The sequence below is a fragment of the Streptomyces violaceorubidus genome (assembly GCF_000717995.1).
In the GTDB taxonomy this organism is placed as follows: domain Bacteria; phylum Actinomycetota; class Actinomycetes; order Streptomycetales; family Streptomycetaceae; genus Streptomyces; species Streptomyces violaceorubidus.
This window is the reverse complement of sequence record NZ_JODM01000003.1, coordinates 14177-28291: the sequence shown is the minus strand read 5'-3', so window position 1 is coordinate 28291 and position 14115 is coordinate 14177. Positions and strand designations below refer to the sequence as shown.

Below are 14115 nucleotides of genomic sequence, written 5' to 3'. Positions count from 1 at the left end.
AACGCGCCCGGCCGCGGGGCGCCGGCCGCGACGCGGTAAACGGGCGCGTCGAATGGTGTGGGACTCTAGCCGCTATCCGTACTAATACGGCGAAACCGGATAAGTGTGTTGGATTTGTGAACACCTGTCTCTCGCGAGATCACCCCTTTGGCGGCACAACTCGCGCCCGCGCCACGCGTTGACACAGAGCCGGGCAGCCGCCCGGGTGTGTGTACAACCCCAAGGAGCACTTCTCCATGTCGCGTATCGCGAAGGGCCTGGCCCTGACCTCCGTCGCCGCCGCCGCGGTGGCGGGCACCGCCGGTGTCGCCGCCGCCGACAGCGGCGCGCAGGCCGCCGCCGCCCACTCCCCGGGCGTCCTGTCCGGCAACGTGGTGCAGGTCCCGGTCCACATCCCGGTCAACGTCTGCGGTAACACCATCGACATCATCGGCCTGCTGAACCCGGCGTTCGGCAACGAGTGCGAGAACGACTGACGTCGGCTCACCACTCGCCGCACCGGCCGTCCGTACCGCGGTTCCTCCGCGAGCGGGCGGCCGGTTCGCGTTGCCGCGCGGACGGCGGTGTGCTGCCCCGAATGGGGGCCGGGGCTGCGACACGGCGCACGGACCTTGACAGGGCGTCTCACCAGGTAGGACGCGGCCCGCGAGGAGGACGGGCGGGCGCGCGGGGTCGGCGCCTGCGTTGCAGAGCGGCGAGGGCGATTCCACGGTGGGCACAACGTCCCACGCACCACCGAAAGGAACCCCCATGCGTCTGCCCGCACGGCGAATCGCCACCTCCGCTCTCTGCGCCGGCCTGCTGATCGGCCTCTCCGGGCCGGCGGTGATGGCGGCCGACGGCGACTCGGTCCGGGAACGCACCCACGCGGCGTCCCACGCACCCCTCCCCGACGCGGAGGAACTGCAGAGCCAGGTCAGCAGCCTGGCCGGCCTGGGCGGAGTGCTCACGCCCGTCACCGACCTGCTCGGCGCCGTCCTCAAGGCCGACAACGGCCAGCTCTCCGCCATGGACGCGGACAAGCTCTCCGACGCAGCCAAGGACGCCCTCGCCAAGGCGGAGGCGGCGGACACGGACGCCGACGCCGCGGCGACCACCCCCGACGCGGGCACCGCGGCCCAGCCGCCGGCCGTGAACGCTCCGCAGACCGGCAGCGACACCCCGGTCACGCTCCCGGCGCCCGTCACGGCGCAGGACGAGGACGGCACGGCCGCGGCGTCCGACCTGTCCGCGACCGCGAACGCCGCCCTGCTGAAGCAGGTCGACGCCCTGGTCAAGGCCACCACCTCCGGTACCGCCGAGGAGGTGAGCCCGGCCGTCAAGGACGTGATGACCGGCATCGTCAACGTCGTCGCCGCCACGCTGGTCGGCAACGGGCTGCCCGCCGCGGACCTGGCCGGGCTGCCCGGCGTACCGACCGCGCCGGAGTCCACCACGCCGGAGGCCGCCGCACCCGAGGCCGCGGCACCCGCGGACCCCTCCTGACGCCGAGCCCTTCGGGCGTCCCGGGCCGTCGCGCCTCCCCCGCGGAGGCGGGACGGCCCTTTCCGCGTCCGGAGATCTCATATGTCTTCCGGACGGCGGAGTTTCCGGCTCCGGCACAGGTCGTTAGGGAGGGCGTCAGCAATACCTCCGGTGACACGGGTCGCCGAAGAAAGGAACACGATGAAGTCCCTCAAGGCCGCCGCCGTCGTCGCCGGGTCCCTGGTCGCCGCCGGCTCCGCCGTGCCCGCGTTCGCCTACGACGCCGCCGACGCCGCCGCGCTCACGCCCACCAGCCTCAACGGCGCCGTGAACGCGCTGACCGCGGAGCCCATCGACGTGATGCCGATCAAGCACCAGTCGGAAGGGCGGTCCAACGCGCTGGACACCGAGAACAAGGACTCCGTGCTGCACACCGTGAAGGGCGCGACCACGAAGCTGAACTCGGCGAACGGCCTGCTGGGCGGCCTCCCGCTGGGCGGCTGACCCACCCCGGCTCCCCGCCGTACCCCCGCCGTGCGGGGTCGTACCTCCCCCTTCCCGAAGCCGTACCTCCCGCCTGCTCGAAAGGGACCGTGCCTGTCATGAAGCCGACCACCAGACGAACCCTGGCCGCCGTCGTCACCGGTGTGGCCGCCGCCGTGGGTGTCGCCGCGACCCCCGCCGCCGCGGCCCGCGCTGTCCCCGTGCCGGTGCCGCTGGGCGGCGCCGAGACGGCCCTGGGCATGGAACTGCCCGAGGTGGCCGGCGAGCTGCCGGTGCCGACGGCGGGCGCGCCGGAGGGCCCCCGGTACGTCGAGGGCCGGCTGCTGCCGGAGCGGACGCTGCCGCAGTTGCCGGTGCGCGCCGGGCTGCCCGGCGTCGACCTGCGCCAGCCGCTGCCGCACGTCCTCGGTGACGACTTCGACCACGCCGCCCTCGACGCCCCCGCCGCCGAGCTGCGCACCCTGGCGCCGGGACTGTCCCTGGACGCTCCGCTCACCGCGCCCGACCCCGCGGCCCTCGGCCTGCCGGCACCCAAGCTCCCCGAGGCCGGCGTGCTCGCCCCGGTGGTCCAGACGGTCCCGGTGGCCGACCTGGGCGTCGGACCGGGTCTGTAACCGCCTGGCGGCCCCGCCCGGCGGGAGGGCCGTGCTCCGACTGGCCCTGCGCGCGGTGACCGACGGGCCCGCCGTTCGGTTAGCGGTGCGGACCAACCGCATCGGACGAGGAGTGAGCCATGGTCGGCAACGCGGGCGCCACAGCGAACGGCGCGCCAGGCAGCGGCGCGGGGCGCGGGCGAAAGGACGCGGCGAGAGGCGGGCCGGCGTCCGGCACCCGGCGGCAGGTGGTGCGGGGGCTGCTCGCCCCGGCCCTCGCCGTCGGCCTGGCGCCCCTGATCGCCGCCTCGCGCCCCTCCTGGGCCGCCGAGGCCGCCACCACCGGCCCGCGGCCCGGCCACCCCGGGCCGCACCTCGCCGAGGGCGCCGAGAGCGCGGCCTTCGACGAGACCTACCGCGGTCGGCGCATCCGGGGCATCCGCTTTGCCGCGGGCCGGGCCGTGGGCGCCGGCACCTGGCAGGTCACGGTGGACGGCCGTCCGCTGCACCTGATGCGCCGGGCCGACGGCAGCTGGCTGAGCATGGTCGACCACTACCGCTCGTACCCCACCCCGCTCGCCGCGGCCCGCGGCGCCGTCGACGAACTCGGCCCCGGCGAGCACCTGAGCGACACCCCGTCCACGGACCACGACCGGCACACCGGGGGGCGGCATGGCGTACACGCGTAAGGACGTCAGCACCCTGACCCGGACCGAGAAGCGACGGTTCGTCAACGCGTTGCTGGAGATCAAGCGCCGCGGCGAGTACGACGAGTTCGTGCGCACCCACATCGAGTACTACGTCTCGGACGGCGAGGACGGACTGCGTACGGCGCACATGGCGCCGTCCTTCCTGCCCTGGCACCGCCGGTTCCTGCTGGACCTGGAGGAGGCGTTGCGCCGGGTCGACTCGTCGGTCACCGTGCCGTACTGGGACTGGACCAAGGACCGCACCGCGACCTCGGCGCCCTGGACCGCGGACCTCCTGGGCGGCACCGGGCGGCGTTCCGACCACCGGGTCACCACCGGTCCCTTCGCCCATTCCGGGGGCAACTGGACCATCAAGGTGAACGTCACCGACACGAACTACCTTACCCGGGACCTCGGACGGGCGGGCGACCCCCTCGGCCTGCCCTCCAGGAGCGACCTGGAATGGGCGCTGGACGATCCCAAGTACGACACCTCGCCCTACGACTCCACGGTCCGCAAGGGCTTCCGCAACAAGCTGGAGGGGTGGGGGACCGGCCGCGGCAGCGTCTCCTGGCGCAACCACAACCGCGTGCACCGCTGGGTGGGCGGCGCCATGGTCGGCGGCGCCTCCGTCAACGACCCGGTGTTCTGGCTGCACCACGCCTTCGTCGACCTCCAGTGGTCCCGCTGGCAGGCCCGCCACCGCGGCGCCCGCTACCTGCCCGCCCAGCCGCCCGGGCGGGGCAGCGCGCAGCGCGGGCGGATCGTCGCACGGCACGAGAAGCTGCCGCCGTGGGACGTGACGCCGGACGAGCTGGAGGACGTCGGGCGGATCTACCGGTACGCCTGAGCGGACCCGGCCCGTCCGCGGGTCCGTCTCCGGAAACGCCGAGGAGCCCCGGCCGGGAAGGCCGGGGCTCCTCGCTGACTGGGGGCTCAGCCGCCGTAGCCGCCGCCCTTTTCGTCGTCGTCGCCGTTTTCGCAGGAGTTGCCGAAGGCCGGGTTCAGCAGGCCGATCACGTCGATGGTGTTGCCGCAGACGTTGACCGGGACGTGCACCGGGATCTGGACGACGTTGCCGGACAGGACACCGGGCGAGCCGACGGCCGCGCCCGCCGCGCCCGCGTCCGCCATGGCCATGCCGGTGCCGCTGAGCACCACGGCACCGGCGCCGAGGGCGACACCCGCGGCCTTCGCGATGCGAGACATCACGTTCTCCTTCTGACTCGGGGAGCACGGCGGCAGGACGCGCCGCCGCACTGCCGGTTCAACGCACCTGGTCGCAGCGGGTCACGGGGGGAATGTACGGATCACCCTTTTTGAGCGCGCGGGCCGCGGGGGACGGCGGCCCGCGGAAAACCGCTCCCGTGCGCGCCGCTGCGTCCACTAGCCTCCCGGCATGCCGAATGACCGAGTCGACGCGTCCGTCGACGATTCCGAGTCGTCCCAGTCGTCCCAGTCGTCCGAGTTGTCCGAGTCGTCCCAGCCGTCCCAGCCGTCCCTGTCGCCCCTGTCGCCCCTGTCGCCCCAGCGGGTTGAGGCGTCCGCCTCCTCCGCCTCGTCCGCCTCCTCCGCCTCGTGCGCCTCGTCCGCCGAGGCCGCGTCGCCGTCGGCCGCGCTTGCCGCGCTGCCCGCCCTCTTCGCCGAGGAGAGCCGGGTGCGGGCCTTCGCGGCCGTGGCGCTGGGCGCGGGCGACGCCGCGCGGGTGGCTCGGGCGGCCGGCCTCTCCGCGAAGGAGACGGCCGGCGCGCTGCGCAGGCTGCGGGAGCAGGGCGTGGTGGCCTCCGGGGACGACGGCGGACTCGTCGTCGTCCACGACCGTTTCAGGGAGCTGGCCCGCGCCGGCCGTCCGGCCTCGCGGGCGCCCGGGGACCCCGCCGCGGCGGGCGGCGACGGCCGGGCCGACATGATCGTGCGGACCTTCGTCAGGGACGGCCGGCTGGTCCGTCTCCCCGCACGCTGGACGCGCAAGAAGGTGGTGCTGCGGCACATTGCCGAGCAGACCTTCGCCCCCGGGGTGGAGTACCCGGAGCGCACCGTCGACGAGAAGCTGCGCGCCTGGTGCGAGGACGGCGAGGTCGACCATGTGACGCTCCGGCGCCACCTGGTGGACTTCGGCCACCTGCGCCGGAGCGAGGGAATCTACGCGCGCCCGGCGGACGCCCCCCGGACCGGCACCGCCTGAGCGTCCTTACGCCGGGCCCGGACCTGGCGGCGCCGGCACGGGCAGCCGCCGTACGGGGGACCCCGCGAGGTAGGCGGCGATCGCCTCGACGGCCTGGCCGTAGTACGTGGCGTAGTTGGCGCGCGAGACATAGCCCAGGTGGGGCGTGGCGAGCAACCGCGGGGCGGTGCGCATCGGGTGCGCGGCGGGCAGCGGCTCGGTGTCGAAGACGTCCACGCCCGCACCGGCGATACGGCCCTCGTGCAGCGCGGCGAGCAGTGCCTCCTGGTCGACGACGGCCGCGCGCGAGGTGTTGACCACGTAGGCCGTCGGCTTGAGCAGGGCGAGTTCGGCGGGGCCCAGCAGGCCCCGGGTGCGCTCGCCCAGCGCGAGGTGGACGGAGACGAAGTCGGCGGTGCGCAGGAGCTCTTCCTTTGAGGGGGCCAGTTCGACGCCGACCTCCTCGGCGCGCTCCCGGGTGAGGTTCTGGCTCCAGGCGCTCACCCGCATGCCGAAGGCCAGGCCGACCCGGGCCACCCGCCCGCCGATCCGGCCCAGGCCCAGCAGTCCGAGCCGGCGGCCGTGCAGGTCGGCGCCCACCGTCTGCTGCCAGGGGCCGCCCTCGCGCAGTCCGTTGCCCTCCTGGACGATGCCGCGGGCGAGCCCCAGCAGCAGCGCCCAGGTCAGCTCGACGGGCGGGGTCGAGGAGGAGGCCGTACCGCAGACCGTGACGCCGTGGGCCTCGGCGGCGGCGTAGTCGATCACGCTGTTGCGCATGCCGGAGGCGACGATCAGCTTCAGCCGGGGCAGCCGGGCGAGCAACGAGCCCGGGAACGGCACGCGTTCTCGCAGGGTGACCACGATGTCGGCGTCCGCGAGCGCCGCGGCGAGGGCGTCCTCGTCCGGGAAGTGGGTGTCGTGGGACATGACGTCCACGGAGTCGGAGACCGGCGACCAGTCGGCCACCTCGGTCGCCACCCGCTGGTAGTCGTCGAGCACGGCGCAGCGCAGGCGCACGGTGGTGGTCCCTCTCGCCGAACGGGCAGTGGCGGCCGCCGAGTCTACCGAGGCGGGCGGCACCCCGTGCGGCCCGCGCGGAGGGACCGGTGATGCCCGCGCCGAAGGGACCGGTCGTGTCCGCACCGAGAAGATGCCCTCCCGGAGGGAGGGAGTCCGGCGCCCCCGGCAGGACTCGAACCTGCGGCCAAGCGCTTAGAAGGCACTTACTCCAACGTTATCTCTACCGCCCTGACCTGGCATTTTGTGACCCAGTGATGCATCGTCAGCCGTTTTGGGGGACGCATGTGGGACGATCTTGCTCGCCGACTGCTGGTGGGACCATGGAGGGAGAGTCCGTAGCGATTCAAGGACCCGTTTCCTTGACGAGGGGCGCCACGGGCGAGAACCGATCGAGGTGCCGACCATGGATACCACCTTTGACGTCAGGGTCTGGCAGATCGAGCGGGGCTCCGGGAAGCTGCGCGAGTCCTACGGGGTCCGCTGGGCCGTCGCTGGAAGGCGCCATCGCAAGACGTTCCAGACATTCGCGCTGGCCGACGGTTTCCGAGCGGAGCTGGTGACCGCGACGCACGCCGGAGAGCCGTTCAACATTTCGACCGGCCTGCCGGACCGACATGAGCCGAAAGCTTCCTCGGTCGGCTGGTACGACTTCGCCGTCCAGTTCGCGGACGCTCAGTGGCCACGTGTGTCGGCGAATCACCGGAAGAACACGGCGCGCACGCTGATGATCGTCACCACTGTGCTGCTGGACCGGGATCCACCGGGCGTCCCCTCCCGCCGGGTCCGTACGGCCCTGAGCGACTGGGCTTTCAACACCAACCGCCGCGACGAGGCCCCGGATGACGTGGCCGCGGTACTCGGCTGGGTGCGACGGCACACTCCGACCATGGACGCCTGGACCGATCCGCTCATCGTCCAGGACGTGCTACTGGTACTGGGAACGCTGCTGGACGGGAGACGGGCGGCCGCTTCGTCCGTGAAGCGGCATCGACGGGTCCTGCATCTGCTAATGAGGTATGCGATCGTTCGCGGCATTCTGCCGTCCGACCCTGTTCTCGAGTCGCGGAGCCTCACCCAGCGGTCTGGCAGTGCGATCGACCGACGCCATCTGCTGAACGAGCGGCAGGCTGCGCAGCTGCTCGACTGGATACGCGACCGCCCGCGCAGCGGGAAAAGACTGCAAGCATTCTTCGCCACGTTGTACTTCACAGGGCTACGTCCGGAAGAAGCGGTCGCGTTGCGTGTCTCGGACCTTGTCCTGCCTGCCTCGGTGATAGGGCGGTGGGCCGACATCGTGGTCCACACTGCCGAGCCCGAGATCGGGCGCACGTGGACCGACAGTGGAACCCGGCACGATCAGCGACGTCTGAAAACCAGAGGAGAGGGCGAAACGCGCATAGTGCCGTGCCCTCCGACCTTGTCCACCCTCTTGCGGTCGCGTATCCAGGAGGCGGGCCTGCTCCCCGACGATCGGCTCGTTCCCGGGGAACACGGCGGAGTTCTCGCCGGTTCCGTCTACCGCCGAATGTGGGACCACGCCCGCAGGGCAACCCTGCCACCCCACGTGTACGCGTCACCGACAGGACAACGCGTGTACGACCTTCGGCACACCAGGCTGACGATGTGGCTGAACAACGGCATTCCGCCTGCTCAGGTGGCCGAGTGGGCCGGCACCAGCGTTGCCATGCTGTTCGCCACGTACGCGCAGTGCATCAGTGGTCAAGAGCAGGATCTGCGGCAGCGACTCGACGAGATGCCGGACGCCTCGGCCACCCTGGTCGCGTGACCGCAGGTGAGGGTCACCGCTCCCGTCGGTAGGGGTCCGTGTACGGCTCCATGGACTGGCGGACCTCGTCCCGGACTGGGTCCATGAGGGGTCCGGGGGCGTAGTAGCGGGCGCGTGCCTTTCCATGGGGGACGAGCCAGCCGCGGGCCACGAGCTCCCGTATGTCGCGGATGGCTTGCTGGTCGCTGAGGTCGGCGTCCTGCTGGTAGACGGTGCGGCGGACCTTCGCGTCCGAGAACGCGGGCAGCAGGGCGTAGACGACCCGCTCGTCCATGCCGGCGGCCTCGACACATTCGACCAGACGGGTCCAGGCCCGCGACATGACATCGAAGCGGCGCTGGGCCTGCTGGGCCTGGCGGTGGTGGGCGGTCAGACAGAACCGGATCCAGGGGCGAGTATCCCGCTCGGGACTCCAGTGCGGTCCGCCCACCTCTTCCAGAATCTGGTAGTAGGCGTAGGTGTTCTGTCCCCGGCCGAGCCATTCCTCGATGGAGGAGAACTCGGGGGGCATCAGAGCCTCGCGGGAGAACACGAGCGTGGACAGAGCGCGGGACATACGTCCGTTGCCGTCTTTCCATGGATGGATCTTGACGAGGTTGAGGTGGGCCATGGAGGCGCGGACGTGGACGGGGGCATCGAGGTCGCCCTCGTTGAGCCAGTCGATGAACTCCGCCATCAGAGCGGGGACGTCCGTCTGGCCCGGGGCGGTGTAGGCCGGGACGAGAGGGTCGTCGGGGCTGGTGACATAGACGGGCCCGTCGCGCCAGCGGCCGGGGCGTTTGTCGAGGTGGTGGCCCTGCAGCATGAAGTGCAGGCCGTTGAGCAGGCCGGCGTCGTAACGGAAGTCGTCTCCGGCGTCGGCGAGGGCCTGGATATAGGTCATGCCGCGCTGGTAGCCCTCCAGCTCGGCACGGGTTTTCTCTCCGGTCTCCAGGGGTTCCTCGCCGGACATGAGGGCTTCCACGTCATCGACCGTCGCCGCGTACCCCTCGATGGTGTTCGATCCGGCGATGGCGCGGGCGGTGAGGTTGCGGCGCAGCTGGCGGGTCCAGCGCGGGGTGGCCCGGAGCATGTGCCGCAGGGAGCGGCGCATGCTCTCGATCTCGTCGAGGGCTCGGCGGTCGTCGGCGTTCAGGGAGGGCGTTACGTACAGCATGACTCAATGACATGATAATTGTGTCACGGAGTCAACCTGGCGCTGATGTGATTCCTTGCCTTGGCCTGCAGCTCCGTCGCTGCTGTGAGCTTCTAGCTGTGGCGTGCAGCCTCCCCTCTGCCGAGTCAGAAGCGGAACCCGAACAGTCCGCCTTCGTCGTAGGCGTCGGTTAGGCGGGGCTCGATGAGGTAGGGAGAGGGGTCGAAGCCGCCCAGGCGGGTGCGTTCCAGCTTGTCCGAGTTGAACGTCACGATGTACTGGAGACCTTCTTCCTCGGCGACCTCGGACGCCAGCGTCAACGCCTCAGTCACCTGGCGGTCGTCCACCCCGTCGAAGAGATGGCTGTCGTGGACCAGGAATCCGGGCCCACGGTCGTGGCGGAGGGCGATCACTGCGGCCGTGAGATCAAGGCAGAAGATCACCATCTTATTAATGCCGACGCTGCCTTGGCTGTCGACATGTGCAGAGATTTCCAAGCTGCTGGTGCCGGCTCTGATGGTGAGGTATGCCTGCCGGTCCTGCCCGTAGAGGCGGCGAGCGAAGCGGGCGAAGAGCCACGTGGCCTCGCGGGTTTGCTCGCCGCGCTCCTCCAGGTCGAGCTCCAGTTCCTCCTGGAGTTCGACGCGCTGCGCCGTGATCTCCCGCTGGCTGGCCTCCATGAACTGCGCCGTCTCATGCTGCTTGCGCAGCGCTTCGAGTGCCGCCTGCTTCTGAGCGAGCAACTGCTGGAGCGCCGTGAGGCCATCGAGGGCGCCTCCGTCGCGCAATGCGCTTAGTGTCTCGGTGAGCTCCTCACCGAGACGGTTGCGCTCGTGTTCGCGAGCTGTGAGTCTGGCCTGCGTCTCCTCGATCTCGTCGGCGAGGTAGCGGCGGCGGTTGCGGACGATGGACGCGTGGAAGCCACGTACGTCCTCGAAGGAGCGGTGTACCCGGTCGGGCAGAACAACGCCCAGTTCCCGGTACATGGCGTCCACGTATGCCGTGTCTTGTTCGTTTGCCTCCTCCACTGCCCGCTGTAGTTCCGCCAGGTTTCGACGGTCGATCACGTCCTGCTCCGGGAGCGAGCGGACTCTCTTGTCCAACCCGTCAGCTCGCGCCTGAAGTTCTGCGTACGCGGGCACAACGTGGAAGGAAGCGATCTGCTCGCGGAGCCGGTTCACGTCGCCCTCCGCGACAATGATCCGTCCGCGCAGGTCCGCCGTCGTGCCGACGACCTGGTGCCAGGACGGATCGTTCATCGCCGACCGCAGCTGCCGTCGGGTCGCTTCTCGTGCGGCGATGTCGCGGTAGCCGGCGGCGAGTCGCCAGTCCAGGCCGAGGAGATAGGCGAGGTTGGCCGCCGCCTCGGCCGTCGGCTGCTGCGGATGGGTCCGCACCGGGTCGTTGAAGGCGTGTGATCCGACGCGGCGTACGAGAAGCGACAGCAGGGCCCGCCCCGAGATGCCGGGATGGTCGGCGGGCAGCCGGAAGAGGTTCGTCTCGATCCGTGTTCTCCACTCCGTCACAGGCATCTCACGGGCGTGGTTGAACGCGAAGAGCTCTCCGGCCTCGCCCTCGGTGCCGTCTGGAGCGTCGGTCAGGACGACTCCTTGCTGGGCACCGCGTCTGCTCACCTTTACCGGCTCCTCGCGCCCGGGCCAGTCCAAGGTCAGAGTGAAGAGAGTGCGCCGAAGCAGGGTGTGGCCGGGCAGGCTGCCTTTACCGGCCTGAGCCCCCAGGGTGAAGTGCAGCAGCTCTACCAGGCTGGACTTACCGGTGCCGTTGCGACTGTCCGTCTTCCTTGCTCCGGGGTGGGTTTCGGCGACCAGAAGATTGAGGCCGCGCCGGAACTCAACGGGGCGGAACCGAGGATCGTCAGCGCTCAGACGACGCAGCATCGTCCCTCCTTCTGGTCGGTGAGTCGGCTCGCCTTCTCGTCAGCAGATCGTCGCGGAACTCGATCACACCGAGCGCATACAGCACATCGAGCCCGAGGACGAACCACTGGAAAGAGACCGGAGAATGGTGGCCAAGCCGGACACGTTCGGCGCGGAATCTCGACCAGGTCTGGGTAACGGTCACCGGCGTGTCGAGGACCCGCAGGATCTGCGCACCTATGGCGAGCAGGGAGCGGTCCGGGGAGATCCCTTTCGTCGGAGTGATCACGCGGCGCTCCGGTCCGCTGTGCCCGGGATCCAGCCGTCGGGTGGCACGTCGAAGACGTCGCACCGCTGGAAGAAGTGGGCGATGACAATCCATGCGCAATACATTGAGTTCAGGCTCGGTGCGGCGTTTCCGAGAATGTACTCCTGCAGTGCGGCCCATAGCTTGTCCTGGTCGTCGGTATTGGCCCGGACCTGCTCGTAGTACACCCGGAGCCCCTGGGCGACCCGGTCCGCCTCGTCCGGTGCGCCGAGCCCGGCGTAGTACCCCTCGACGATATGGCTGTGCCCGATCCCCTGGATCAGCGCGCCGCGGACGTCACCGGAAAGACCGTTCCACTCGATCTTGTACTTGTTGACTTCAGGGAGGGCCGCGAGCGGCTGCGTCGTGCGCCGCTGCTCACCGAGCCGGGCAAGCAACACCTCGAGATCGGTGAGTCCGATGCCGTACGTCTTGTCCTGGACCGGCAGCTCACAGCCGAGGAGATCTTCCGTGGCGATCCTGTCCAGTCGCATGACGTCGTTCCATAGGCGGTGCCAGCCGTAGTGCTCCACTCGGCGCGGGCGCAGCTTCTCCTGAGCCTCGGACATCATCACGCTCAACTCTGGGTGCACACCCTTGAGATCGTTGACCGCGAAGCGGAACGTGTCGAAGGCATCCGGCCGTTTCACGAGCGCCTTCTCCAGGTCCGAGGCGAACTTGCGCTTGACCCGGGCGATGTCGTCGGTCTGCGGTGAATAGCACGCCCAGAGCACCCGGTCCCAAAGGAGGAGCCCGTCGGCGCCCATGTCGCCGAGGTTTCCGTGTGTGCGTACGGGCACGAAGTCGGGGTGCCGCAGGCTCAGCAGCTTGTGGATCAGCTGCTCGAAGCTCTCGCCTGGCATGTCGGTGAGCTGTTGGCGCAGGGTGAGCTGCGCCAACATGCGCTGAGTGAAGTCCACGTGGTCGATCCCCCCGTCGAAGTGGTCAGGCCCTGCCGCGAAGAGTGCTCAAGGAAGTGCCATCGTCCGTGCGCCAGGCATCCCAACCGTTGGCCTTTGCCCCGGTCGCCGCCTCGCACGCGCCGGACGGTGAGGTGCAGATCCGGCCGTCATCCAGCCGAAGACTTCCTTCGGCGGTGATGTGTGCGCGGTGCTCCTGGCCTAGGTTGCGGCGGCGCCAGGTCAGTCGCTGCCCCGGCTGTAGCAGTCCTGAAGCGATCAACTTGGCGAGGGCGCCTGGCTGGACCGTCACCTCGTCCAGGGCAAGCAGGCGTCGTAGCACGCTGTTTGGTGTGTCGACCAGAGGCTTGGCCTCGCGCTGCAGGCGCGCGAAGACTTCTGCGTCAACGGTGATGCTGTGCTCGGACATGCCCCCCCCTTCCCTCGGAGAATTTTTTCTCTCCGTCTTTAGTCGAGAAAAAAAGTTGTATCGATCTCGTGCTGGGTTGTCAACAGCTGTGTGCGGGGCGATGGGGCAGTTCCGGCGACTGGCGGGCCGTCGGTCTAGGATCTCGCCGCTCGCGGGGGTAGCCCGTGTACGAGGGGACGGGACGGAATGCGGCCGAGTCCGATGCCGTTGTGTGCATGGTGGGGGCGTGCCTTGCGGCAGGTGTTGCGTTGTGCGACATCACTCGCGCATAGAACAGCAGGCTGTATTGACGGTGACTGCCGGACGGCCGGATCGAGCGGGACCTGATCCGGAGGGGCACGCCCCTGCGTGCTGGCTCGACGATGAACTCCGCCCTGTGCGCGTCCGAGGATGTGGCGGGCGGGAGGCCGCGCAGTGGTGCGGCCTGGCGGACCCCGGTAAGCCGCATGGCCAGCCTGCCGGCTCCCGGGCCCAGACCATCCCGTCGCAGGGCAGGACCTCATCGGGAGGCCGGGTCTTCTGCAGCACTATGGAACGCCCCGGTACCCACGCCGTGTCACCCGCTCTCGACCGCCTGGTCGCCAGGGTCAACGCCGTGGGCAACCGCACCTCGCAGTCGGGCACCAGTGCCTAGAACCCGACCTCGCTCGAGATCGCGGTGCTCGGCTGTCACAGGGATGACGAGCCAGGCACCCTTGCGCTGGGAAAGCCGGACGAGGCCGAGGCTCTGGCCCTCGCCGTACACCAACTGCGCCAGGCACCGGACTATGCGGCGGCGCTGCCCCTGCCGCTCCCGCTTCACCTGGCCGGACTGGCCCAGACGTATGTCCTCCCGATGCTCGTACAGAGTGATGAGGCTTCAATAGGGGCGACGGTGGGGTCAACTGCGGAGCAGAGCTGGCGAGCGCGACGGACAACGATTCGGCCCCGGACCTCACGGACGCTGCGGGGCTGGCTACGGAACCCGAAGGGGGAGGCGACGAGGGGTGAGACTCGTCTCCGTCGGGGCCCTGGGGCGAAGCGGTTCTTCGGGGCAGCGGCCGATACGCAGCCGCTGGCTCCGCGATCTGCGTGGTCCGGTGGCGGTGCCACGTCGGGTGGTTGCGCCGAGGCGGAGCGGCTTGAGTCAGCAGTCACGAACAGGGCAGGCGCCGCTTTGACGCTCGCTCTGTGTGTCCCCGATGGGCCATCAGAATGGCTCTGACCGGGTATTACTCTCTCGCGACTGGAGGCTGACCGTGGAATGT

The 14115-nt window shown here is 70.2% G+C and carries 15 protein-coding genes and 1 pseudogene; 9 read left to right on the top strand and 7 right to left on the bottom strand.

The window, feature by feature from the left end; all coding sequences use genetic code 11:
* The first annotated feature begins 236 nt into the window (after positions 1-236).
* The 6 genes from chpG to IE94_RS0106705 all read left to right on the top strand — a co-directional run bounded on the left by chpG (position 237) and on the right by IE94_RS0106705 (position 4100).
* The gene (gene chpG, locus IE94_RS0106730; RefSeq protein WP_030179666.1) at positions 237-476 is read left to right on the top strand and encodes a chaplin ChpG; all 240 of its coding nucleotides are present in this window, start codon (positions 237-239) and stop codon (positions 474-476) included.
* A 274-nt stretch (positions 477-750) separates the two neighbouring features.
* On the top strand, positions 751-1485 hold the full coding sequence (locus IE94_RS0106725; protein WP_030179663.1) for a hypothetical protein: 735 nt from the start codon (positions 751-753) through the stop codon (positions 1483-1485).
* A gap of 180 nt (positions 1486-1665) precedes the next feature.
* Complete coding sequence (locus tag IE94_RS0106720) at positions 1666-1968, top strand: hypothetical protein (RefSeq protein ID WP_030179660.1); 303 nt, start codon at positions 1666-1668, stop codon at positions 1966-1968.
* A 98-nt stretch (positions 1969-2066) separates the two neighbouring features.
* Positions 2067-2582 carry a hypothetical protein gene (locus IE94_RS0106715; protein WP_030179659.1) on the top strand — a complete coding sequence of 172 codons (516 nt, stop codon included), beginning with the start codon at positions 2067-2069 and terminating at the stop codon, positions 2580-2582.
* A gap of 119 nt (positions 2583-2701) precedes the next feature.
* The gene (locus tag IE94_RS0106710) at positions 2702-3250 is read left to right on the top strand and encodes a tyrosinase family oxidase copper chaperone (RefSeq protein WP_030179655.1); all 549 of its coding nucleotides are present in this window, start codon (positions 2702-2704) and stop codon (positions 3248-3250) included.
* Positions 3234-4100 carry a tyrosinase family protein gene (locus IE94_RS0106705; RefSeq protein WP_030179654.1) on the top strand — a complete coding sequence of 289 codons (867 nt, stop codon included), beginning with the start codon at positions 3234-3236 and terminating at the stop codon, positions 4098-4100. The genes IE94_RS0106710 and IE94_RS0106705 overlap by 17 nt, the downstream gene beginning before the upstream one ends.
* Positions 4101-4186: 86 nt before the next feature.
* Here the strand turns inward: IE94_RS0106705 and chpF are convergent, their stop codons facing one another.
* Complete coding sequence (gene chpF, locus IE94_RS0106700; RefSeq protein ID WP_030179652.1) at positions 4187-4459, bottom strand: chaplin ChpF; 273 nt, start codon at positions 4457-4459, stop codon at positions 4187-4189.
* 418 nt (positions 4460-4877) lie between these two features.
* Between chpF and IE94_RS0106695 the strand changes: the two genes are divergently transcribed.
* Positions 4878-5435 carry a DUF2087 domain-containing protein gene (locus IE94_RS0106695; RefSeq protein ID WP_030179650.1) on the top strand — a complete coding sequence of 186 codons (558 nt, stop codon included), beginning with the start codon at positions 4878-4880 and terminating at the stop codon, positions 5433-5435.
* A gap of 6 nt (positions 5436-5441) precedes the next feature.
* On the opposite strand, the gene IE94_RS0106690 is transcribed toward IE94_RS0106695, so the two are convergent.
* Entirely contained in the window at positions 5442-6431 is a 990-nt protein-coding gene (locus IE94_RS0106690) for a D-2-hydroxyacid dehydrogenase family protein (RefSeq protein WP_030179648.1), read from the bottom strand.
* A gap of 406 nt (positions 6432-6837) precedes the next feature.
* Here IE94_RS0106690 and IE94_RS0106685 point away from each other — a divergent pair, with 406 nt between their 5' ends.
* Positions 6838-8220 carry a tyrosine-type recombinase/integrase gene (locus tag IE94_RS0106685; RefSeq protein ID WP_030179646.1) on the top strand — a complete coding sequence of 461 codons (1383 nt, stop codon included), beginning with the start codon at positions 6838-6840 and terminating at the stop codon, positions 8218-8220.
* A gap of 13 nt (positions 8221-8233) precedes the next feature.
* Here the strand turns inward: IE94_RS0106685 and IE94_RS0106680 are convergent, their stop codons facing one another.
* The 5 genes from IE94_RS0106680 to IE94_RS0106660 form a co-directional block, all read right to left on the bottom strand.
* Positions 8234-9376: a Fic family protein gene (locus IE94_RS0106680; RefSeq protein ID WP_030179644.1), complete on the bottom strand. Its 1143-nt coding sequence runs from the start codon at positions 9374-9376 to the stop codon at positions 8234-8236.
* Positions 9377-9501: 125 nt separating this feature from the next.
* Positions 9502-11253 (bottom strand): ABC-three component system protein, encoded by a 1752-nt coding sequence (locus IE94_RS0106675; protein ID WP_030179642.1) that lies wholly within the window; start codon positions 11251-11253, stop codon positions 9502-9504.
* Positions 11231-11521 carry an ABC-three component system middle component 6 gene (locus IE94_RS0106670; RefSeq protein ID WP_030180352.1) on the bottom strand — a complete coding sequence of 97 codons (291 nt, stop codon included), beginning with the start codon at positions 11519-11521 and terminating at the stop codon, positions 11231-11233. Before IE94_RS0106670 ends, IE94_RS0106675 begins: the two co-directional genes overlap by 23 nt.
* Complete coding sequence (locus IE94_RS0106665; RefSeq protein WP_051777329.1) at positions 11518-12459, bottom strand: ABC-three component system protein; 942 nt, start codon at positions 12457-12459, stop codon at positions 11518-11520. The genes IE94_RS0106670 and IE94_RS0106665 overlap by 4 nt, the downstream gene beginning before the upstream one ends.
* A gap of 25 nt (positions 12460-12484) precedes the next feature.
* A complete protein-coding gene (locus IE94_RS0106660; RefSeq protein ID WP_030179637.1) occupies positions 12485-12868 on the bottom strand; it encodes a restriction system modified-DNA reader domain-containing protein in 384 nt (127 codons plus the stop codon).
* On the opposite strand from IE94_RS0106660, the pseudogene IE94_RS37715 reads away from it, so the two are divergent.
* Positions 12852-14072, top strand: a pseudogene (locus IE94_RS37715) (RNaseH domain-containing protein). The gene IE94_RS0106660 and the pseudogene IE94_RS37715 sit on opposite strands and share 17 nt — an antisense overlap.
* Positions 14073-14115 lie beyond the last annotated feature (43 nt).